This is a genomic window from Alkanindiges illinoisensis DSM 15370 (assembly GCF_000619845.1).
GTDB classification, from domain to species: domain Bacteria; phylum Pseudomonadota; class Gammaproteobacteria; order Pseudomonadales; family Moraxellaceae; genus Alkanindiges; species Alkanindiges illinoisensis.
On the sequence record NZ_JHUX01000007.1, the window covers coordinates 29459 to 51121 of the forward strand.

The 21663-nt window shown below is 47.5% G+C and carries 25 protein-coding genes; 14 read left to right on the top strand and 11 right to left on the bottom strand.

The genetic code is table 11. The annotated features are described in order from the left end of the window. Positions 1 to 213: 213 nt before the first annotated feature. Positions 214 to 2019: an arginine--tRNA ligase gene (gene argS, locus Q337_RS0111190; RefSeq protein WP_026471659.1), complete on the bottom strand. Its 1806-nt coding sequence runs from the start codon at positions 2017 to 2019 to the stop codon at positions 214 to 216. Between the two features lie 223 nt (positions 2020 to 2242). On the opposite strand from argS, the gene Q337_RS0111195 reads away from it, so the two are divergent. Then, positions 2243 to 2530, top strand: coding sequence for a DUF2798 domain-containing protein (locus Q337_RS0111195; RefSeq protein ID WP_407636774.1), 288 nt, complete (start codon positions 2243 to 2245; stop codon positions 2528 to 2530). Between the two features lie 84 nt (positions 2531 to 2614). Here Q337_RS0111195 and Q337_RS0111200 read toward each other — a convergent pair whose 3' ends face one another. From Q337_RS0111200 to Q337_RS0111215, 4 genes are all read right to left on the bottom strand, one after another. After that, a complete protein-coding gene (locus tag Q337_RS0111200; RefSeq protein ID WP_026471661.1) occupies positions 2615 to 3535 on the bottom strand; it encodes a Dyp-type peroxidase in 921 nt (306 codons plus the stop codon). A 218-nt stretch (positions 3536 to 3753) separates the two neighbouring features. After that, positions 3754 to 4560: a metal ABC transporter permease gene (locus tag Q337_RS0111205; RefSeq protein WP_026471662.1), complete on the bottom strand. Its 807-nt coding sequence runs from the start codon at positions 4558 to 4560 to the stop codon at positions 3754 to 3756. A gap of 16 nt (positions 4561 to 4576) precedes the next feature. Further along, a complete protein-coding gene (locus Q337_RS0111210; RefSeq protein ID WP_026471663.1) occupies positions 4577 to 5359 on the bottom strand; it encodes a metal ABC transporter ATP-binding protein in 783 nt (260 codons plus the stop codon). Continuing rightward, on the bottom strand, positions 5338 to 5841 hold the full coding sequence (locus Q337_RS0111215; RefSeq protein WP_026471664.1) for a transcriptional repressor: 504 nt from the start codon (positions 5839 to 5841) through the stop codon (positions 5338 to 5340). The genes Q337_RS0111210 and Q337_RS0111215 overlap by 22 nt, the downstream gene beginning before the upstream one ends. Positions 5842 to 6067: 226 nt before the next feature. Here Q337_RS0111215 and Q337_RS0111225 point away from each other — a divergent pair, with 226 nt between their 5' ends. From Q337_RS0111225 to Q337_RS0111280, 12 genes are all read left to right on the top strand, one after another. Further along, the gene (locus Q337_RS0111225) at positions 6068 to 6985 is read left to right on the top strand and encodes a metal ABC transporter solute-binding protein, Zn/Mn family (protein WP_051526824.1); all 918 of its coding nucleotides are present in this window, start codon (positions 6068 to 6070) and stop codon (positions 6983 to 6985) included. Between the two features lie 217 nt (positions 6986 to 7202). Then, positions 7203 to 7622 carry an ATP synthase subunit I gene (locus tag Q337_RS0111230; protein ID WP_228133125.1) on the top strand — a complete coding sequence of 140 codons (420 nt, stop codon included), beginning with the start codon at positions 7203 to 7205 and terminating at the stop codon, positions 7620 to 7622. 184 nt (positions 7623 to 7806) lie between these two features. Further along, positions 7807 to 8679, top strand: coding sequence for a F0F1 ATP synthase subunit A (atpB, locus tag Q337_RS0111235; protein ID WP_026471667.1), 873 nt, complete (start codon positions 7807 to 7809; stop codon positions 8677 to 8679). A gap of 95 nt (positions 8680 to 8774) precedes the next feature. Then, positions 8775 to 9044, top strand: coding sequence for a F0F1 ATP synthase subunit C (gene atpE, locus Q337_RS0111240; RefSeq protein WP_026471668.1), 270 nt, complete (start codon positions 8775 to 8777; stop codon positions 9042 to 9044). Between the two features lie 35 nt (positions 9045 to 9079). Beyond that, positions 9080 to 9550, top strand: a complete 471-nt coding sequence (locus Q337_RS0111245; RefSeq protein ID WP_026471669.1) for a F0F1 ATP synthase subunit B — start codon at positions 9080 to 9082, stop codon at positions 9548 to 9550. Positions 9551 to 9562: 12 nt separating this feature from the next. Continuing rightward, on the top strand, positions 9563 to 10099 hold the full coding sequence (locus Q337_RS0111250; RefSeq protein WP_026471670.1) for a F0F1 ATP synthase subunit delta: 537 nt from the start codon (positions 9563 to 9565) through the stop codon (positions 10097 to 10099). A gap of 54 nt (positions 10100 to 10153) precedes the next feature. Then, positions 10154 to 11698 carry a F0F1 ATP synthase subunit alpha gene (gene atpA, locus Q337_RS0111255; protein ID WP_026471671.1) on the top strand — a complete coding sequence of 515 codons (1545 nt, stop codon included), beginning with the start codon at positions 10154 to 10156 and terminating at the stop codon, positions 11696 to 11698. 96 nt (positions 11699 to 11794) lie between these two features. Next, positions 11795 to 12664: a F0F1 ATP synthase subunit gamma gene (gene atpG, locus Q337_RS0111260; RefSeq protein ID WP_026471672.1), complete on the top strand. Its 870-nt coding sequence runs from the start codon at positions 11795 to 11797 to the stop codon at positions 12662 to 12664. A 29-nt stretch (positions 12665 to 12693) separates the two neighbouring features. Continuing rightward, the gene (gene atpD / locus Q337_RS0111265; RefSeq protein ID WP_026471673.1) at positions 12694 to 14088 is read left to right on the top strand and encodes a F0F1 ATP synthase subunit beta; all 1395 of its coding nucleotides are present in this window, start codon (positions 12694 to 12696) and stop codon (positions 14086 to 14088) included. 30 nt (positions 14089 to 14118) lie between these two features. Further along, the gene (locus Q337_RS0111270) at positions 14119 to 14535 is read left to right on the top strand and encodes a F0F1 ATP synthase subunit epsilon (protein WP_026471674.1); all 417 of its coding nucleotides are present in this window, start codon (positions 14119 to 14121) and stop codon (positions 14533 to 14535) included. Between the two features lie 221 nt (positions 14536 to 14756). Next, on the top strand, positions 14757 to 15812 hold the full coding sequence (locus Q337_RS17570; RefSeq protein WP_169733760.1) for a right-handed parallel beta-helix repeat-containing protein: 1056 nt from the start codon (positions 14757 to 14759) through the stop codon (positions 15810 to 15812). A gap of 264 nt (positions 15813 to 16076) precedes the next feature. After that, the gene (locus Q337_RS0111280) at positions 16077 to 16547 is read left to right on the top strand and encodes a DUF2846 domain-containing protein (protein ID WP_026471675.1); all 471 of its coding nucleotides are present in this window, start codon (positions 16077 to 16079) and stop codon (positions 16545 to 16547) included. Between the two features lie 116 nt (positions 16548 to 16663). Here the strand turns inward: Q337_RS0111280 and Q337_RS0111285 are convergent, their stop codons facing one another. The 3 genes from Q337_RS0111285 to Q337_RS0111295 all read right to left on the bottom strand — a co-directional run bounded on the left by Q337_RS0111285 (position 16664) and on the right by Q337_RS0111295 (position 18654). Continuing rightward, entirely contained in the window at positions 16664 to 17209 is a 546-nt protein-coding gene (locus Q337_RS0111285; RefSeq protein WP_026471676.1) for a glutathione peroxidase, read from the bottom strand. Positions 17210 to 17239: 30 nt separating this feature from the next. Further along, a complete protein-coding gene (locus Q337_RS0111290) occupies positions 17240 to 17692 on the bottom strand; it encodes a MarR family winged helix-turn-helix transcriptional regulator (RefSeq protein ID WP_034280156.1) in 453 nt (150 codons plus the stop codon). A 206-nt stretch (positions 17693 to 17898) separates the two neighbouring features. Next, entirely contained in the window at positions 17899 to 18654 is a 756-nt protein-coding gene (locus Q337_RS0111295; RefSeq protein WP_026471678.1) for an AraC family transcriptional regulator, read from the bottom strand. A gap of 214 nt (positions 18655 to 18868) precedes the next feature. On the opposite strand from Q337_RS0111295, the gene Q337_RS0111300 reads away from it, so the two are divergent. Then, positions 18869 to 19801 (top strand): DMT family transporter, encoded by a 933-nt coding sequence (locus Q337_RS0111300; RefSeq protein WP_034280159.1) that lies wholly within the window; start codon positions 18869 to 18871, stop codon positions 19799 to 19801. Positions 19802 to 19958: 157 nt separating this feature from the next. On the opposite strand, the gene ybcJ is transcribed toward Q337_RS0111300, so the two are convergent. The 3 genes from ybcJ to Q337_RS0111315 all read right to left on the bottom strand — a co-directional run bounded on the left by ybcJ (position 19959) and on the right by Q337_RS0111315 (position 21520). Next, the gene (gene ybcJ, locus Q337_RS0111305; RefSeq protein ID WP_026471680.1) at positions 19959 to 20168 is read right to left on the bottom strand and encodes a ribosome-associated protein YbcJ; all 210 of its coding nucleotides are present in this window, start codon (positions 20166 to 20168) and stop codon (positions 19959 to 19961) included. A 37-nt stretch (positions 20169 to 20205) separates the two neighbouring features. Then, entirely contained in the window at positions 20206 to 20799 is a 594-nt protein-coding gene (locus Q337_RS17575; protein WP_051526826.1) for a CC0125/CC1285 family lipoprotein, read from the bottom strand. Positions 20800 to 20980: 181 nt separating this feature from the next. Further along, positions 20981 to 21520 (bottom strand): DUF924 family protein, encoded by a 540-nt coding sequence (locus Q337_RS0111315; RefSeq protein ID WP_026471681.1) that lies wholly within the window; start codon positions 21518 to 21520, stop codon positions 20981 to 20983. Positions 21521 to 21663 lie beyond the last annotated feature (143 nt).

Here is a 21663-nt window from a genome sequence, read left to right on the forward strand (position 1 = left end):
TGCGGCAAGGTGAAGCAGGGCTTCATTATTCTTGCCGTTTTACATCGCTATCTCAGGCATAGCCTTCAGTCTTGCGACCATGCTCTATGCCTTGTGAATGGGCAGATGAGGCATGTATGCCGCAAGACGAAGTGGTTTTGCTAATCCATTCTCATTACATGGCCATCTCAGGCATAGCCTTCGATCTTGCAGCGATACGAAACAATGTTTCGCCTACATCGCTTCAGGTGCGGAGACGCCCAATAAAGATAACCCATTTTTAAGCACTTGTTGTACGCAATATGCTAATAACAGACGAGCTTTAGCCAGTTCAGGCTGTTCTGCAAAAATCTTGATAATCGGGTGGGTGTCATACCAGCCATGTAACTGTCCGGCCAGCTCTTTTAAGTAATTGCCCAGTTGATGTGGTTCATACTGCTGGGCAGCCCGGGCCAGTACATCAGGATAAGCCGCCAGCTTAGTAATCAGTTCACTTTCTGCCTCACTGGTAAGCTGGGCTTTATGTGCATTTAATTCATCAAACTGAATTTCGCCGAGCTGGCTGCTAAAATTATTGAACAGCCTGCAAATCCGCGCGTGCGCATACTGAATGTAGTACACCGCATTGTCCTTGCTTTGCGACACGGCAAGATCAAGGTCAAAGTCAATATGCTGCTCGCTCTTGCGCATTACATAATAAAAACGTGCTGCATCGTTGCCCACTTCTTCACGCAATTCACGCAAGCTGACAAACTGGCCAGAACGCGATGACATTTGCACCATTTCACTGCCACGCCACAGGCTGACAAACTGTACCAGCAGCACGGTGAGCTTTTTGGAATCAAAACCCAGTGCATCAATGGCCGCTTTAACCCGGCTAATATAACCGTGGTGGTCAGAACCCCAGATGTTAATCACTTCATCAAAGCCACGCTGGAACTTATTCAAGTGATAGGCAATGTCAGCAGCAAAATAAGTGGTCTGGCCATTGGCACGCTTGACCACACGGTCTTTTTCATCGCCAAAATTAGTGGACTTAAACCAGATATTGCCATCTTTCTCATACAAAAAGCCATTTTGATCCAGTACTTCCAAGGCTTCGGTGATTTTGTCCTTTAAGGTGGCTTCACTAAACCACTGGTCAAAGGTTACGCCAAAATCAGCCAGGTCGTCCTTGATGTCATCCAGAATCACCTGCAATGCAGTCTGGTGAAACAGCCGATAATCCTCTGCACCCAGCAATTGCTGTGCGTTATGGATCAGGCCATCAATATGTTTTTCCTTGTCGCCGGACAGCAGCACCTTGTTGCCATCTTTGTCCAGTTCCGCAGCATACTCGGCGTCACTGGGCACATTGGCAAACAGCGCATCTACCGGGCGGTTAAACTGGTTGCCATACTGATCAAAAATTTTCTGGGCAATATCTTCGGTCACATACGCGCCACGATAGCCATTGGAAGGAAACGTCAGGCTTTGGCCGCACAATTCCAGATAGCGTAAAAAGGTACTGGTGGCCAGAATATCCATCTGGCGACCGGCATCATTGACATAATATTCGCGCTGTACCGTCCAGCCAATTGCTTCAAGCAGGTTAGCCACCGTCATGCCATAAGCAGCACCCCGGCCATGTCCCACATGCAGGCTGCTGGTCGGGTTGGCGGACACAAATTCAACCTGTGCTTTTTTGCCATTAAACTGCTGGCTGCGGCCAAACTGGCTGGTTTGCGCAATAATTTGATCCAGCACGGCAAAACGCTGGTCATCATTTAAAAAGAAATTAATAAAACCGGGGCCTGCAATTTCAGCCTTGCTGATTACATCCACCTGCGGCAGGGCAGTCAGTATTTTTTCGGCCAGATCACGCGGTTTTAAACCTGCAACCTTGGCGGCAATCATGGCCACATTGGAGGCAAAATCACCATGACTACGATCACGGGTTCGGCTCAAGCTGCTATTGTTTTGAAAGTCCTGTGGCAAAACGCCCTGCTGTTTCAGGCTATCGATGGCAGTATCAAGTGCGGATTGGATCGCAGTGTTCATAAGTGATTAAAATGCAAAAACGGAAAGCTGCACAATATAGCAAATTTGCAGTAAAAAAGGGCAGCCTCGTCCGACAGGCCTATAAAACTCATCTTATATTAGTAATAAAATAGATATATCTTTTTAGAAAAATAATGCTATAGTGCCCAAGCAATCTCTCAATTGCCGTAAACGTTTACGTGAATCAACGTATTAATGATTAAAGCGGTTAAGGAGCATTAAAATGATGTCAAACCCAAAAAAACCAGTGATGCTAAATTCTTCATCAAAATTTAAAAAATTACCTGCGCGTTATATGGCTGTTGTCATGCCACTGATTCTATCCGGCATGATGAGTGCCGTGGTGTCGCTCATCAGCACCCTAAAAAGCCTAGGGCTACAACCTGATCTGCCAGGAATCTGGTTGGGTACCTGGCTGATTTCATGGATTGTGGCATTTCCCACGGTGCTTATTGTACTGCCGATTGCGCGGCGCTTTGCCTTACTGTTTGTGCAGGCGCCGCAACCTTAAGCCAGGAGCCAGCTTAAAAATTCAATCTCAAAAAGGACAATATTTGCTGTCCTTTTTGTCCTAATCCTTATAGTGGTTAGCCCGTTAATCTCCTAATAGCTGCTCCAGCAATTCCTGCGAAGGTGCAAAAAAGTAGGCGCCATTGACTGGTTTGGTAAAATGCAGCAAACGGTCATGCAGGCCATCTTCGGTTTTGCCATGCATCCGCGCCAGCATGCGGTTAATAATACTTAAATCATTGGTGTAACCCACAAAAAACAGGCCCATATCGCCACTGGCATTGCCATAAGGCAGGCTATGGCGCACGATTTCCAGTTCTTCACCATTTTCTTCAATGACGACCCGTGAAATATGCGCATTCTTGGGCTTGATGTCGTCTGGCAGTTCCACACTATCCAGCTTGGTACGGCCAAACACATCTTCCTGTGCGGTGGTGCGTAGCTGGTTCCATTTATCCAGATCATGCACAAAGCGCTGGGCGAAAATAAAACTGCCCTCATAAAATTCACCATTTTCCTCAGGCAGCAGCGCCACCTCGGCACGGTCATCAGCCATTTGCGGATTTTCTGTACCATCAATAAAACCGGTTAAGTCGCGGTTGTCGATATAGCGGAAACTGGTGATTTCATCCACCACTTCAACATCGTTACGAATGCCTTGCAAGGCAGCCTGCGCCAGAATAAAGCAAATGTCAGCGCGCTCGCTGGCAATATGAATAAAAATATCTGCAGGAACAACCGGCATGTCAAAGGCAGCGCCGCTAATGTCCTGCAACTGGCTAAAGTTGGGTGGCATTTTGTCATACAGTCGTGCCCATAGTTCAGGGCCGAAGGCAATGGCTGTCTTGATATTCTGATGGGTGTGCTGGGTCAGCAGGCGATCACGGGTATCGATAAAATGCTGGAGTTGTGCCTTAATACGTGCCACATCCAGCTGCTTGGTTTTAATTACCAGAAAACGGGCATGAACCGAAGGTAAGGGCAAAATTACCGATTGTGCTGGCATGGCAGGCAGGGCTCCTGATTTTAGAGATAAAAGATTGAAAGATAAAGGTTTTAAAATAACAGGTTCTAAGCAACCCAGTGTGAAACCAGCTATCGTTGCTTTGGTCTGTTGTGGTTATTAGTCTATTAAGCTAAAGAAGATAATAAAAGCTCTGTAGCAGCCTGTACTTAATAAAAACCTGCTGTCCAAAAGAGCATAAAAATAGTCCGGCTTTTGGCTTAAACCAGTTTCAAGTAACGCCGGGTTTTTTGTCCCAGAAAAATCAGGGCAAAGCAGGCGGCCATACACAAAACAATCGCAAGGCCAGTTGAGCTATTGAGCCAGACACTACCCCATAAGCCACCCGCAATGCCGACTTGTGCCCAGACAAAGGCCCACAGCACCATTTGCCTGGGTGAATGCGCCAGCAGGCGGGCAGTCAATGCCGGAATAATCAACAAGGCGCCCATCAGCAGGGAACCAACAGCACGCAGCGCCAAAACAGTAAACAGTGCCAGTAACAGCATAAAAATCAAGCGTTGCAGGCCAGCCCTGGCACCTTCACTGGTGGCAATATCAGCATCGGTGACTAGCCGCAATTGCACGCGCCAGTTATACAGCAGCACGATTACCCCAGCCACCACTGCCGCTGTTAGTGCCGGAATGTCTGGCCAGTCCAGTGACAGCAAGTCGCCAAATAAATAGCTGAGCAATTCTGGCCGCAGTGTAGGCAGGTACTGAATAAGCAGCAGGCCACCACACAGCAGCGCCGAGGAACACAGTGCCAGCAGGGCATCACTGGGCAGACGCGAATCATGCAGCACCCACAAAATGGCTACCAGTACAAGAGACAGGCAACCTACCCCAAACCATAGCGGCAAACCCAGCAAGGCAGCCATGGCAATACCCAGCAGGGTTCCATGTGCCATGGTATCGGCAAAAAATGCCATGCGGCGCCAGAGCATCAGACAGCCCAGCGGCGCCGTTAAAAATGCTAGCAAGCTACCCATCACCCACGCTGGTGCCAGTAAAATCAGCCAATCCATTTAACGTCTGTCCATTTTATAGCTCGGGTTCCGGGTGGATATGCGGTGTATTGCCACACTGGTTATGAGTAACTTCCCCATGCACGCAATGGTCGTGATGATGCTGGTAAATCATGCGCTGGCTGCCAAACAGTTCCTGATAGGCCGGATGCTGCTGAATATCACTGGGCGTTCCACTGCAGCAAATATGGTGATTCAGGCACACCACGCGCTGGGTGCCCTGCATTACCCACTGCAAATCATGCGACACCATCAGTACCGCACAGCCATAGCGCTCAGGCAGGGTGCGCACATAGGCATATAGCTCGCTTTCCGACTGAATATCCAGACCTTGCATGGGTTCATCCAGCACCAGTAGCTGTGGGCTTTGCAGCAGTGCACGCGCCAGCAACACCCGTTGCCGCTCACCGCCGGACAACTGTTGCACCTGACGTTTAAGTAAATGGGCAATCCCGGTTTCACTAATAATCTGCTGTAAAAAAGCTGGCTGGCAATGGGAAACTTCCAGCAAATCCATCACCCGCAATGGCAGGCTAGCAGAGGGATTAAAACGCTGCGGCACATAGCCAATTTTAAGTCCGGGCTTGCGCTGAAGCTGGCCTGCATTAATGCGTTGAATGCCCAAAATCACCTTCACCAGCGTCGACTTGCCTGCACCATTGGGCCCAATCAGGCTCACAATTTCCTGTGGCGCAATAGTAAGGTCCACTTGTTTAAGCACTGAACGCTGCTCAAACTGCACCGAAATATGGCTAAGCTGGATGAGGAATGGGGTAGTCATGACTGGCAATTCTGGCATAGTCCGGCAATTTCAATCATGCTGTGCTGAGCGGTAAAACCACCACTGGCTGCTACCTGAGCCAGACTGTCCATTAAAGGGCTGGCAGAGGTTTCCTGCACCTGATGGCAGTTCTGGCAAATCAGGAAGGCAGCCTGATGTCCGGCACGCGGGTGACAACAGGGAATATAGGCATTAATGGATGCCAGCCGATGAATAAAGCCCTGTTCCAGCAAAAATTCCAGTGTACGGTAAACCGTAGGCGGCGCTGCCGGACGCTCATTATCACGCTTCATTTTGGCCAAAAGGTCATAAGCACCAATGGGGGCACTGGCCAGCAGGATCAGTTCCAGCACCTCACGCCGTAACGGGGTCAGGCGGGAACCTGAACTTACACAGGCCTGTTCTGCTTCCAGCAATCGTTGCGCAACAGCCTGCTGGCTATGGGCGGTCTGATGAACGCCATGCAGTGCATTATCATGCGGATGGGAACAGCTGGTCATGGGTGCCTCCTTAAGGGCAGCGCGGCAGATCAAAGCCAGTCATGAGGATAAAGTGTATGCGCTTGAAACCGTTTGCAAGCGTGAAGCCTCTGTAAAAAGATTTCACACGATCAAACGGCAGTTGCTTTTTTAGTAAACGTAATAGTATAACATGCTACCCTTTAATTCACTATGATTTCACGACCTTATACCTGATGCAAAGTCAGCAGGCCGCTTTGGGGAAGATATGCGCTTTTTTGTTATTGCCGCACTGGCTTTAGGGGTACTGTTTTTAGGAATAACCATCCTAGGCTTAAATCATACCGAAGCGGCAAGCCGGCCACCTTCAGGGCAGGGTCATGCCGCTGTTGTCTCTGGCATGGTAGTCAGTACCCATCCGTTATATCTGATTGCAACGGCAGTTACCCAGGGCATTGAAAAACCGGTATTGCTCTTGCCACCCAACCAGTCCGGCCATGATGTGCAGTTACGGCCAGCTGATCGCCAGCGCTTAAAGCAGGCCAATTTTGTGCTGTGGTTTGGCGCACAGTACGAAACCCCGTTGGCAGCAGTGCTAAAAGATCAGCCTAACGCCATTGCGCTATTTGACCTAAAAGCCTTTAAGCGCCTGCCACTTCGTGATCCACAGGGTAAAGCCTTTGCCAGTTCACTGGACCCGCACCTGTGGCTAGATCCTGCTAACGCCGTTGGAATTGCCCATGCCATTGCTACAGTACGTGCCCGGCAATTCCCGCAATATGCCAGCCGCTACCAGCACAATGCCCAGATATTTAGCCAGCGCCTCATGGCTCAGGCCAGCCAGTATCAGTCATCAGGCGCCAAGCCATACTGGGCTTATCACGATGCCTACCAGTATCTGGAACGCAGCCTGAACCTGAATTTCAAGGGTAGCCTGACGGTTGAACATGATTTGCCTCCGACTATTCGCCAGCTGGTCTGGCTGCAACAACAGCGTCCAAAGTCAAAAAATGGCGCAATTTATCCCATGTGCCTGCTGGCAGAAGGTCATGCAGACCCAGCCACACTCAAGCGGCTGCAACCAGTTAAGGTACAAACTATTGATGAGATTATGAGTGGAGAACAAGATTTTGTGGCTGGCTGGCAAAAATTGGCACAAGATATAGTGGCCTGTACCAAACCTTAAGATAATCTTAAATCGGGAAATAAAAGCTGGTCTTTTCGCCTATCGGATTCATACTAAAATACAATGCTTGCTGGAATGGAACTGATTGCATGTTTGGGTTTGCACCACTATAATGCTCGCGCTTAAAAGTATTGTGGTCAAATTTTGACAGGTTCTGCTGCAATTTTAAAAGGCAGCACAGGCCATTGCGTATTCAACCGTAGCCAGAAGATTCATTATGCATCAGCCCAAGCGCCTATCCAATATGCATAGTATGCTGGTTGATCGACGTCTAGCGCGAGGCCTGACCATCGCACAGGCGGTTGTAATACCCATTTCATCATTGCTGGCCTATTTTATTGCAGGCTGGGTTGCGGCCCGAAGTGCAGGGCTGGGTGCCTTGCTCTGCTGGCTAGGCAGTGCCTATTTTGCCTGGCAGGCTTTCCGTCAGGGTGGCGCTCATGCCTCCAAGCAGATACTAGGCGCAATGTATAAAGGAATGATAGGCAAGTTTGTTATTGTTATTGTTGGTTTTATTATCGTTTTTCGCAGTGTTTCGCCATTGTCAATTCCCGCCCTGTTTGGTGGTTTTGTTATGGTGCAGGTTATGGCATGGCTGTATCCCTTGTGGACTGCACGGCAGCGGCCAAACAATTAGCCGGATACTGATTCGGTAATCCTGTTCAGTCATCTGGACTGGTTGTGGTTTGAGTGTAATGAGAGATTCTTTGGTGGGGTAACGGGATGAAAAGCAGCACGCGTCATCCGTTAACTACCTTGACCCAGTTTTGCTATTAGTAGTTTTTAGATATTGGTTCGTTTTTAATAATTGGGTGCGATTTATGGCTGAAGAACACGCCTTGACTTCGACAGAGTACATCAAGCATCACTTGACTAACTGGACCTATGGCAAAATGCCGGACGGTACATGGAAAGTGGCTGAAAATGGTACTGAAGCACAGCAAATGGGCTTTAATGCCATCCATCTGGATTCCATGCTGTGGTCTGTCACGCTTGGAATTATTTTTTGCCTGATGTTCTGGCTGGCTGCACGCCGTGCCAATACTAGTGTACCAGGCAAGTTCCAGTCTGCCATTGAAATGGTCATCGAATTTGTGGATACCAGCGTGCGGGAAACCTTTCATGGTAAATCCCGTCTGATTGCGCCATTGGCACTGACCATATTCGTCTGGATTTTGCTGATGAACACCATGGACTTGATTCCAGTGGACTTCATTCCGCAACTGGCTGCTATGGTAGGTTCCAATGTATTTGGCATGGATCCGCATCATGTTTATTTCAAAGTGGTGCCAACCACTGACCCGAACATTACACTGGGCATGTCACTATCTGTCTTTGCGCTGATCATTTTCTATAGCCTGCGCGAAAAAGGCATTGGTGGCTTTGTAGGTGAACTGGCATTAAACCCGTTCAATCCTAAAAACCCGGTATTAAAGATTATCTTTATTCCAATCAACCTGATTCTGGAACTGGTGACCTTTCTGGCGCGTCCAATATCACTGGCACTGCGACTGTTCGGTAACATGTATGCTGGCGAGCTGATCTTTATTCTGATCGCCCTGCTGCCATTCTGGATTCAGTGGGCGCTGTCTGTGCCCTGGGCAATTTTCCACATTCTGGTTATTACCCTGCAAGCCTTTATTTTTATGATGCTGACCATTGTTTATTTAAGCATGGCAAGCGAAAAGCATTAATGTTCAGCACCCGGCTTTAATCAGGCTGGGTGCTGTTTATATTGTTTAATGAATCACCTGTTTTTGTTATAAACCTAACCTTTGAGGTATTACACATGGAACTCGTAGTTGGTCTAACCGCTATTGCAGCAGCTCTTCTGATCGCTTTTGGTGCTTTAGGTACTGCTATTGGCTTTGGTCTGCTGGGCGGCCGTTTCCTGGAATCTGTTGCTCGTCAACCAGAACTGGCTCCACAATTACAAACTCGCATGTTCCTGATTGCTGGTCTGCTTGATGCGGTACCAATGATTGGTGTGGGTATTGGTCTGTTCCTGATTTTTGCTAATCCGTTCATCGATCAACTGAGAACTGCGGTTGGTGGTTAATTCTTAATTCCCAAATTCATCATTGAGGAATTGCAATGAATATCAACCTCACATTAATTGGCCAAGCCATTGCATTTGCGATGTTTGTCGCATTCTGCATGAAGTTTGTCTGGCCACCACTAATCGCAGCGATTAGTGACCGTCAGCGCAAGATTGCTGATGGGTTAAATGCGGCTGAGCGTGCCAAAGCTGATCTTGCCAATGCACAGGCGCAGGTCAAGCAGGAACTGGACGCCGCAAAAGCACAGGCAGCTCAACTCATTGAGCAGGCTAACCGTCGTGCTGCCCAACTGGTTGAAGAAGCGCGTACCCAGGCAGCAGCCGAAGGTGAGCGTATTCGTCAGCAGTCACGTGAAGCAGTCGATCAGGAAATCAATCAGGCGCGTGAACAGCTTCGCGGGCAGGTTGCTGCCTTGGCAGTGGCTGGTGCCGAGAAGATTCTTAAAGCCCAGGTTGATGAACAAGCCCATGCTGCCATGTTAAATCAACTGGCTGCAGAACTATAAGCGAGAAGACTCATGGCTGAACTCTTGACGTTAGCACGGCCTTATGCCAAAGCGGCTTTTGGCTATGCATCTGAACAGGGTATGGCAGACAACTGGTCTACCGTGCTGCAACTGCTAAGTGCAATGGTTCAAGATGAAGCATTTTCCGCTTATTTGAATCGTCCTGAGCTGACCCCTGAACAACAGGTGAAGATCATTGTAGACACCAATACGGCGCTACAGGATCAATCAGTGTCCAACTTTATTACTTTGTTGGCACAAAATGATCGTTTAAACCTGTTGCCAGAAATTGCTCTTGAGTTTGAGCAGCTAAAGGCACAAAACCAGAATCAGACTGATGTCACCATCGAATCTGCCTTTCCGTTAACGGATGAGCAAAAGCAACTGCTGGTTGACCGTTTGTCAAAACGCTTTAACAGCAGCATTGATGCCACTGTAACTGTAAACTCTGCTTTGATTGCAGGGGTTGTGATTCGTGCCGGTGATCAGGTGATTGATGATTCTGCCCAGGCTAAGCTGGAAAAAATGCGAACTCGTTTAACCGCGTAATGGTGTAATACCAACGGTTAGGCAGAACTTAAAAAATATTGAGGTATAGCGCAAATGCAACAACTGAATCCATCCGAGATCAGTGCGCTCATTAAACAGCGTATCAGCGATCTGGACACCAGCGCGACCGCCAAGAATGAAGGTACCATCGTCATGGTATCTGATGGTATCGTGCGTATTCACGGTCTGGCTGATGCCATGTACGGTGAGATGATCGAATTTGACGGCGGCTTATACGGTATGGCACTGAACTTGGAACAAGATTCAGTCGGTGCTGTCGTATTAGGCAACTACTTAAGCCTGCAAGAAGGCCAGAAAGTTCGCTGTACCGGTCGTGTACTTGAAGTTCCAGTAGGCCCTGAATTATTGGGTCGCGTTGTCGATGCACTGGGTAACCCGATTGACGGCAAAGGCCCAATCAATGCCCAGGTTAATGATGCTGTTGAAAAGGTTGCACCTGGTGTAATCTGGCGTCAAAGCGTTGATCAACCTGTACAAACTGGTTATAAGTCAGTAGATACCATGATTCCGGTAGGTCGTGGCCAGCGCGAGCTGATCATTGGTGACCGCCAGACTGGTAAAACTGCCATGGCGATTGACGCGATTATTGCCCAGAAAGATTCTGGCATTAAATGTGTCTATGTGGCAATTGGTCAAAAGCAATCAACCATTGCTAACGTGGTACGCAAACTGGAAGAATCTGGTGCGCTGGCTTACACCACTGTGGTTGCGGCCTCTGCCTCTGAACCTGCTGCCATGCAGTTCCTGGCGCCTTACTCTGGTTGTACCATGGGTGAGTACTTCCGTGACCGTGGTGAAGATGCACTGATTGTGTATGATGATCTGTCCAAGCAGGCTGTGGCGTATCGCCAGATTTCCCTGCTGCTGCGTCGTCCACCAGGCCGTGAAGCATACCCAGGTGACGTATTCTATCTGCACTCCCGTCTACTGGAGCGTGCATCCCGTGTTTCTGCCGCCTATGTTGAGAAATTCACCAACGGCGCCGTAACTGGCCAGACTGGTTCCCTGACTGCATTGCCAATCATTGAAACCCAGGCTGGTGACGTCTCTGCATTCGTACCAACCAACGTCATTTCGATTACTGACGGTCAGATCTTCCTGGAATCCTCACTGTTTAACGCGGGCGTACGTCCTGCAGTAAACGCGGGTATTTCGGTATCGCGTGTGGGTGGTGCTGCACAAACCAAGATTATCAAAAAACTGTCTGGTGGTATCCGTACTGCACTGGCACAGTACCGTGAACTGGCAGCATTTGCCCAGTTTGCATCAGATCTTGATGAAGCAACCCGTAAGCAGCTAGAGCATGGTCAGCGCGTCACCGAGCTGATGAAGCAAAAGCAGTATGCGCCGTTCTCCATTGCTGATCAGGCCGTTTCCATTTATGCCTCTAACGAAGGCTATCTGGCTGATGTTCCTGTCAACAAGATTGGTGACTTTGAAGAAGCCCTGCTGGCTTATATGCGCTCTCAACACAGTGCATTAATGGACGAGATTGATCGTACAGCCAACTTTAATGGCGATATTGAAGCAGGCTTGAAGCAAGGTATTGAAAGCTTCAAAGCAACTCAGGCTTATTAATCTTCAAGGTTTATCCTGAAGGTTAATACCTGATTCACGGATCACATTTGGAAGGTTTAGGGTTTGCCTGAATCTTCCAAATAACAGGTTAAGCGTATGGCAAGTTTAAAAGAAATTCGCGCCAAGGTAGCCAGTATTAAAAGCACGCAAAAAATTACGCGTGCCATGCAACTGGTGGCTGCCAGTAAAATGCGTCGTGCGCAGGAGCGTATGTCGCAGGGCCGTCCTTATGCCGAAAATATGCGCCGTGTGATTGCCCATTTAGTGCAAGCAAATCCTGAATACAAGCATCGTTATATGGTTGAGCGTCCGGTAAAACGCGTTGGCTATATTATTGTTTCTTCAGATCGTGGTCTGGCAGGTGGTTTGAATATCAACCTGTTCAAGCGTGTGATTCAGCACGTAAAGACCCAGCAGGAACAATCGATTGATGTTCAATTTGCATTAATTGGTCAAAAAGCGGTTACGTTTTTCAAGAATTATGGCGGCAAGGTGCTGGGTGCAACCACGCAAGTGGGCGATGCGCCAGGCATGGAACAGTTGACCGGGTCTGTGCAAGTGATGCTGGATGCCTTTGATCGCGGCGAGATTGACCGTGTTTATCTGGTGTCCAACAAGTTCATCAATGCCATGACCCAAAAGCCCCAGATTGATCAGTTGGTGCCGTTGGCGGCAAGCAGCGAAGGCGAACAGCTTAATCGCAGCTATGGCTGGGACTATCTGTATGAGCCAGAAGCCAATGTATTACTCAATGGCTTATTGGTGCGTTACATTGAGTCCATGGTGTATCAGGGCGTGGTAGAAAACATTGCTTCCGAGCAGGCTGCCCGTATGATTGCCATGAAGGCAGCAACTGATAATGCGGGCGAGCTGATCAAGAGCTTGCAACTTATTTATAACAAGCTGCGTCAAGCCGCGATTACCCGGGAAATTTCCGAGATCGTTGGCGGTGCCGCTGCCGTTTAACATTTTTAATTTGAATTGAGGAGACAGCAATGAGTAGCGGTCGTATCGTTCAGATCATCGGCGCGGTAATCGACGTCGAGTTCGAGCGCAACAGCGTTCCGAAGATCTATGACGCTTTGCATGTTGACAATACTGAAACAACGCTGGAAGTTCAGCAGCAGCTGGGTGACGGGATTGTTCGTACCATCGCCATGGGTTCTACTGAAGGCCTAAAGCGCGGTCTGCCAGTAACCAGCACCAATGGCCCGATTTCTGTTCCAGTGGGTACAGGTACACTGGGTCGCATCATGGACGTTTTAGGCCGTCCCATTGATGAAGCTGGTCCGGTTGAAACCCAAACCACTTGGGCGATTCACCGTGAAGCGCCAAGCTATGCTGAGCAAGCAGGTTCTACTGAACTATTGGCGACTGGTATCAAGGTAATTGACTTGCTTTGCCCATTTGCTAAAGGTGGTAAAGTTGGTCTGTTCGGTGGTGCGGGTGTTGGTAAAACCGTAAACATGATGGAACTGATCAACAACATCGCTAAAGTATACAGTGGTTACTCTGTATTCGCTGGTGTTGGTGAGCGTACCCGTGAAGGTAACGACTTCTATCACGAGATGAAAGACTCTAATGTGGTAGACAAAGTTGCAATGGTTTACGGCCAGATGAATGAGCCACCGGGCAACCGTCTGCGTGTTGCGCTGACTGGCCTGACCATGGCGGAATATTTCCGTGATGAAAAAGACGAAAATGGCAAGGGTCGTGACGTACTGTTGTTCGTAGACAACATTTACCGTTATACCCTGGCAGGGACCGAAGTATCTGCACTGCTGGGTCGTATGCCATCTGCGGTAGGTTACCAGCCAACACTGGCCGAAGAAATGGGCGTTCTGCAAGAGCGTATTACTTCGACCAAAACCGGTTCGATCACCTCAGTACAAGCCGTTTATGTTCCTGCGGATGACTTGACCGATCCGTCACCAGCCACCACCTTTGCTCACTTGGATGCAACTGTGGTACTGAGCCGTGATATTGCGTCTTTAGGTATTTACCCTGCGGTAGATCCACTCGATTCAACTTCACGTCAGCTGGATCCAAACGTGGTTGGTGAAGAGCACTATACTGTTGCCCGTGGTGTACAAACCGTACTGCAACGCTATAAAGAGCTAAAAGACATCATCGCGATTCTGGGTATGGACGAGCTGGCTGAAGAAGACAAGCTGGTTGTATACCGTGCGCGTAAGATTCAACGCTTCCTGTCACAGCCATTTAACGTGGCTGAAGTATTTACTGGCCAGAAAGGCAAAATTGTACCATTGAAAGACACCATTAGTGGCTTTAAAGGTATTCTGGCTGGCGAATACGATCACTTGCCAGAACAAGCGTTCTACATGGTTGGTGGTATTGAAGAAGCAATTGCCAAAGCCGAGAAACTCTAACGATACGTTTAGGTTCAGGGAGATTATCTCATGGCAGTAATGCAATGTGATGTAGTAAGCGTTAAGGAATCCATCTATTCAGGTGCGGTGTCCATGCTTATTGCAAAAGGTGCAGGCGGTGAGCTGGGTATTTTGCCTGGCCATGCGCCACTGGTAACCTTGCTTCAACCAGGCCCAATTCGTGTGCAACTGGAAAACGGTACAGAAGAAGTGATCTATGTATCGGGTGGTGTGCTTGAGGTACAACCGCATGTGGTAACCGTCTTGGCGGATACCGCAGTGCGTGCCGGTGACCTTGACGAAGCGGCCATTCTGGAAGCGCGTAAACAGGCTGAAACTCTGCTGGAAAACCAGCGTGGTGAGCTGGATACCGGTGCGGCAATGGCTGCACTGGCTGAAACCGCCGCCCAGCTGGAAACCCTGCGTAAGCTGAAAAACCGTGCTTGATAGCAAGGTTTAAAGCAAAGAACCGCCTTTAATCAGGCGGTTTTTTTATGCCAGCTACAATGCATTCTAAGTATTCTTAAAATAATTATATTCACACTTGGTTATCACAAGACGTTCAAATTGAGTACTTGCAGCAAATACATTTCTTTTAAACTTTAAGGCGATGTATAGACTAAAACGCTCAAGTGTTCATGTTTAAAATTTTATTGCTGGTAATCATTATGCTCACTAGTTTTTCACAGACAGCCGTAGCCAAAGATAATAGCAACCTCACGCTTTGCACGGCGCAAAAGCTACAGGAAGTTTTGCAACCTGCTACTACAGAACAGCCTAGTGTTTATATTGATTGCTCAATGACGCTGCCAAAAAATGCAAAAATTACCAAGCAGCTTATTTTTGCTGGTGGGCGCGTAGCCAATATTGTATTTGATGGCAATGGTGCAGAAGTTAGTGCGACTTATGCCAAGCCCTCAGTACTAATTACTTCAAAACAAGATCAGGACACCTGGCAAGTACCGCATCATATCACCATTAAAAATGCCCAGATTACCGGATCATTACGCATTCACGGTATGGCCGAAAATGGGCAGGGGAAGTTGTTAAAGCAGTCTTCTCATCAGGCAGGACATACTGAACGCGCACAACAGGCAGCGCCTCATCATATTATTTTAGACAACATTGCCCTGATTGGTGGACAGCATAATATGATGTATCTTGCACCGGGCGTGCATCATGTCACTTTAAAAAATAGCCAGTTTATAGGGCAAACAGCTGGTCTTGCATTGTATCTGGATGCGGAAAGTAGCCACAATACCATTGAAAACAATGCATTTAAGGTGCAAACCAAATCCCGCGAACTGATTGCCGTGGATGGTTCTGCACATAATATTATTCGCAATAATCGTTTTATAGATCCTCATCACGGAGCGATTTATTTGTATCGGAATTGTGGGGAAGGGGGCACGGTACGTCATCAGACTTCGCATCATAACCAGATTATCCAGAACCAGTTTGAGCTATCAATGAGCAGCAAACTGCCCCTAATTTGGCTGGCTTCCAGAAATGGTGACCGCAATTATTGTGATGCTGACAGTGGCTATGGGTTTGGCAGTAGTACTAATGATAAGGATTTGGCGCAATATAATACTGTGAGTCATAATAGTTTTAATGTAAAAAATATCCCTAAATTCTATCGATGGGTAATGAAGGTGGATGACCGATTAATTAAGGTTAGTGCGCAGCCTAATCAACTGAACTGTAACCGGATTTTGGATTAAGCCTGATAAGAATTTTTATAAACACGATATGATTTAAACAGGGATATAGCGTCCTATCCGAGAGCATGGGATATAGGTGCTATATGGATGTTGAAGGCTTATTGCCTTGTCATAACCATAAAGTGAAAACTATATTCCATAACTGTTTTTCTCCAATCATTTATAAAAATCTCTTTAATTAAACTATAGAGACATTCATAAATTTGTATAAAAAACAATGGATAATACTTATAATGGTGTTCCAATTTCTAACAACAGCAGTAAATGATGAAAAAATTTTTATTACTCATGGGTGCTACCATTTTATTTACAGGTTGTGCTTCTGTACCAATGGCAGATAACACGCTGTCCAGTCAGGCCAAACAGTTAAATGCACCAACCGGTGGTAAAGCGGGTCTTTATGTTTATCGCACTAATTCTCCGGTAGGTGCAGCCCTGAAAAAAGATATTTGGGTAGATGGGGAGTGTCTGGGTGAATCAGCGCGGGGTACATTTTTCTACAAAGAAGTAGAGGGTAACCGTGATCATGAACTGGCTACGGAATCCGAGTTTTCTGCCAACAAGCTAACCGTGAAAACAGAAGCTGGAAAAAATTACTTTGTTCAGCAATATATTAAAATCGGTGCATTTGTGGGTGGTGCTAATCTTAAGCTGGTGGATGAACAAACTGGTAAGGCGGAACTTCAAAAGCTTTCTTTGGCTCAAATGGGTAAATGCAGCAAGCCTCAGCCTTAATTAAAGGCTAGCGGTTGGCTCAACTATTATAATAAGTAGCTAAAAAGTGCATGAGGGCGTTGTCAAAGCCCTCATGCTTTTAAAATCGTATTTGAACAATAGCTATATTGGATGATTTATTTCGCTAGTTCAGCGTTGATGGCCTCAACAATACGCGGATCATCAGCAGTGATATCCGGTGCAAAACGCGCAACCACTTCACCTTGTTTATTGACTAAAAACTTCTCAAAATTCCACAGCACTTCAGGCGCTTCAGTGGTTTCAATCGACAGCCCTTTTAGCCGTTCACGCATAGAGCCTTCACCAGTTGTTTGCGGCTGGGCTTTGGTGAGCTGGGCATATAGCGGATGCTGGTCGTCGCCCGTCACTGAAATTTTGGAAAACAGTGGAAAATGCACATCATAGTTCAGGCTGCAAAAGCTGCTGATTTCTTCATCGGTGCCCGGTTCCTGGCCTTTAAAGTTATTGGCGGGAAAACCCAGAATTTCCAGACCATCATCTTTTTTGGCCTGATACAGTTTTTCCAGTCCTTCATACTGGGCCGTTAAGCCGCACTTGGATGCTGTGTTGACAATCAGCAGTACCTTGCCAGCATACTGGTTCAGGTTAATGCTTTCACCTTCGATGGTTTTTACCGGAATATCATAAATAGATTGGGACATGAGGGTTCCTTTTGAGAGCGTGGTGGGACATTAAAGTAAAGATTGGGATTGTTCAGGCTTCAAGGCATGTGACATGAGTGCCACCATATGTTGAACCTGATTGCGTAACTGATCGAGTTGTTCAGTCGATAGTTGAAGTTGACTGGCCAGCGTTTCGGGAATAATAGCGGCTTGCTGTTTAAGGGCATGACCTTGTTGGGTGAGTATAATCAATACCCGGCGTTCATCCTGAGGATCACGCTGGCGGTCAACCAGTCCATTAGTAGCCAGTCGTTTAAGCAAGGGCGTAAGTGTGCCGCTGTCCAGAAACAGTTTTTGCCCCAGTTCACCCACTGTACAGGGCGAGCTTTCCCACAGTACCAGCATCACCAGATATTGCGGGTAGGTCAGGTTAAACTGTGCCAGCACCGGACGATAAAGCCGGTTCAACAAATTTGATGCGGCATATAGCGGAAAACAAACCTGGCGATCCAGCAGCAGCATATCCTCAGGCTGTGACAACTCGGTAGATAATGAAAGTTCTTCGGTAGGACACGATATAGAGTCAGTCATGATGGAAGACTTTTTAAATTTTATTAATTATATTGCTAAAAATTAAATTTTGCACAATATAATTTTATTGTTTTGTAAAACGTTTCTTCATTTTAAAAATTAATCTGTGAGGTTAAAAATGAAAAAATCCAGTTTGATTAGCAATGCCTGCGTAAATGGCTGGGGCTTTTTCCAGTCATGCGCTGGAACATGCCAATAAATGCCGAGGATGATTGATAACCCAGATAGTGTGCAATGCTTTTTATGCTGTGCTGTTTTTCCAGCAGGTCAATAGCAACCAGCAGCTTGGCCCGGCTGCGCCATTCGTTCAGGCTCATGCCCAGTTCCTGCTGGCTTAAACGCAATAAATGACGCTCGGAAAGCCCTGCAAGTTCAGCACATTGTTGTAGGGTAACTAGACTGCCCGGTTGTTGTTGAATTTGCCGTAACACAGGTTCCAGTTTGGCATGATAAGACCACGGCAGGTAATGGTCATAGCAGCGCGCCTGCTGAATCTGGTCAATAAGCACCTGGGCAAGCCGCTGGTCAGCCGGGGTTTCAGGTCGACGAATATCACGCCTGATAAAGTCATGCACAATGCTGAGCAGTATTGGACTAATTTCAATAAGTTTGATGCCCGTTGGCAATACAGCACAATATTCCTGCGCAATCACCAGCGTGATATAGCGGGTATTGGCCTGACTATGCGCACTGTGGGCTGTGTTGGGTGGCAGCCAGATGGCATATTGCGGCGGCGAAATGTAATCGGTATTTTCAGCATGCAGGTTGATTACACCATGCAGGGCAAAATTCAGCTCACCCCACGGCACACAATGCGCTTCAATCACGGCATTTTGTGCATATTGATGAATAATACAATCGACATGAATGGGCGGCTGGCGGTTATAGCTCATGGCAGATGCCGTTCAAATAGTAGTGGTCAACAATAAGAATTTCCAAAAAGTGTTGCAATACACCGGATTGATAACTGCAATTTAAAACCCCCTTTTAAAAGTCATCTTTAAGGCAAACTGTCCGAAATTCAGTATAAATGTCTGCTTTAAAGCCTAGGGTGACAATACGACCTTCGCTAAACTATGAATGGGCGTTAATCAAAGGAACAGCACAATGGCTTCATCACATTCCACATCCAGTCAATTGCCACAACAGCATGCCTATGTGTATTTGCTGCCGCTGGCGGCGGTGCTGATCTGGTCAGTTAATGTGATCGTCACCAAGCTGGCAGTGGGAGCAATCTCTGCACTGAGTATCAGTTTTTATCGTTGGGTATTGGCGTTTGTGCTGCTGAGTCCGTTTGTGTTGCCAAAAGTGTGGCGACAGCGGCAACTGATCTGGCCTTATCTGCCTAAACTGGCTGTGCTGGGTTTGCTAGGCATGCTGATGTATCAGGGTTTGTCCTATGAGGCTGCGCATACCACCTCGGCCACCAATATTGGCATTTTAAATGCCATGATTCCGCTATTTACCATTGCCATTGCAGCAGTGTTGCTGCGTGAAAAACCCACGCTATTTGCCATTATGGGTGGGATTATTTCGCTAACCGGGATCATGGTGCTCATTGCCAAGGGCAACTTGTCAGACATCATTAGTGGGCATTTGAGCAGTTTCCATCTGGGTGATTTGCTCATGCTGCTGGCAGTGTTTTGTTATGCAGCTTATGGCGTATTTACCCGCTGGTGGCAATTACCGCTGGATTTGCTCACCAATATTTATCTGCAAATTGGCTTTGGCATGCTGTTTCATATTCCGTTTGTGCTGTATGACGGATTTTCACCCATTACTGCGCAAAATATCTGGCTAGTGCTGTACGCAGGCACTTTGCCATCGCTGGTAGCTCCGCTGGTCTGGGTAAAGTCTATCCAGCTGATTGGCCCAAGCCGCACCAGTATTTTTATTAACCTCACACCCTTATTAACGGCGACCATTGCTGTGTTTTATCTGAATGAACACTGGTACAGCTATCACAGCATGGGTGCACTGATGATTCTGGGTGGCGTGATCATGGCACAACTGGGTGCTACCCATAAGACAGGGAGTTAAAGTTACTGATGAAAATTAAAAGATTTTGGTGAAATTACAAGCTCTGCTTGAGCGCAAGCAGGTGGCATTTATTAAATAATGAATTTGGGTTGCTAATGGTTGAGTCAATATCTGCTCACTACTGAGTTAACTGCAACTGGCTTGAAATATAGCAGGACTAGACCACCACCAATTGCTGGCCTGCAAAACTGACGATTTGCCCGCGAGTAATTTTGCAACGCTTGCGGGTTTCTATCTGACCGTCCACTTTAACCAGACATTGTTCAATGGCGGTTTTTGCTGCGCCGCCGCTGTCACACCAACCTTCTATTTTTAACAAATCACACAGGGCCACATAGGGGTGATCATCAAGGTTAAACTGGTTCATATAACGTGCCTGAGAATAATAAAGGTAGCGCTTCTGGTTAAGGCTTTTGAACGGTGGACTGTACAATAACGCGCGGCGTGCCATCAGCATTCAGATAATATTTCGGTCCTAGTGAAGTCATAATCAGCCGGGCATCAAATTCTTCACCCTTTTGCGAAGCGGTATTGGAGCACTTGATGGTATAGCTCACTTCCACTGGATCAAGGTTATATACCACGCCTTCATAAAATGGATCATTCCAGCCGGGACCATACCAGCCATTGCCATAATAAGGCCAGCGTGCACGGTGCGGGCCATGCCATAACGGGCCGCCCCAGCCGGGAAAGGGATCAGGATAAACCACAGCACGGCGACGAGGAGCTGACTTACCTTGATCCAGTACCATAAAGTAGCGGTAACCGGCATCCAGTGTGGTTTTGGCAGCCTTGAGCAGGGCAATTTCCTCGGCACTTGCCGCACTCATGTCTGGGTCACCGGTAAAACGAACCCGGTAAATGGCTGTATTTAGCTGATATTGCTCAAACTGACCCAGACTGGCAAAGCTGCGGGGCTGGGAAGGTGCCATGACACAACCGCTCAGCAGCAAGGCTGCCAAACCAGACACAGCAAGGTTAATGAAGATGGCACGCATAGGTAGGCTCCCAGCCAGTGAACAAGTCTTACCGCAGGCTCAATGTGCACAATAATGGATTATGCGCTTGGCATCAGCACATTATAAAGCAGCGCAGCGCAGCAGAGAAAACCACGCTGTATAAGCAGTGTAGGAAATGCTTCATAATGGCTTCATGGTTGCATGGTCAGAAAAAATTAAGTTAAAACGAACTGTTAGGCTGTTTTAAAAACTCCAGTTCTTCAGGGGTGGATGTTCTGCCCAGCACAGCGTTCCGGTGCGGATAACGGCCAAAACGATCAATAATGGCTTTATGCAGTTTTTCAAATTTCAGGTTGTTTTCAATGCCCAGTTGGGTAAACAAATCCAGTGCTTTTTCATGGATAAGTCGCGATTCACTGTGCATGAAAGGCATGTAGAGGAATGAACGCTGCACCGGACTTAGCTGCTGGTCGGCACCTTGTGCAATGGCTTCCTGTGCCAGCACCAGCGCCATGGGATCACAGGCAAAGGCAGCCGCCTGATCTCGGTAAAGGTTACGGGAAAACTGGTCGAGCACAATGATTTCAGCCAGACGGCCTTCGCTACTGCTGCGCCATGCATAAGCTTCAGCAGCAGCAACATGGGCATGCCATTTACCAAATTGCTGCTGAATTTGCTGGTCAAATCGCTCATCTTTTTCAAACCATTGAGCGGGGGTGCTCTGTTCAAACCAGAAGTTTAAAACCTGCTGCGGCGTCATGGAATATGCCCATTCATTCAATGAAGCCCCTACTGTAAAGTACAAAGATGGCAAAAAACGAGCTTAAATCCGTATCCATGATGAAAAAGCCGAAAAAAAGCTATTTTTTTCACATCAAAAATCATGCGTTTTAAGCCAATAAA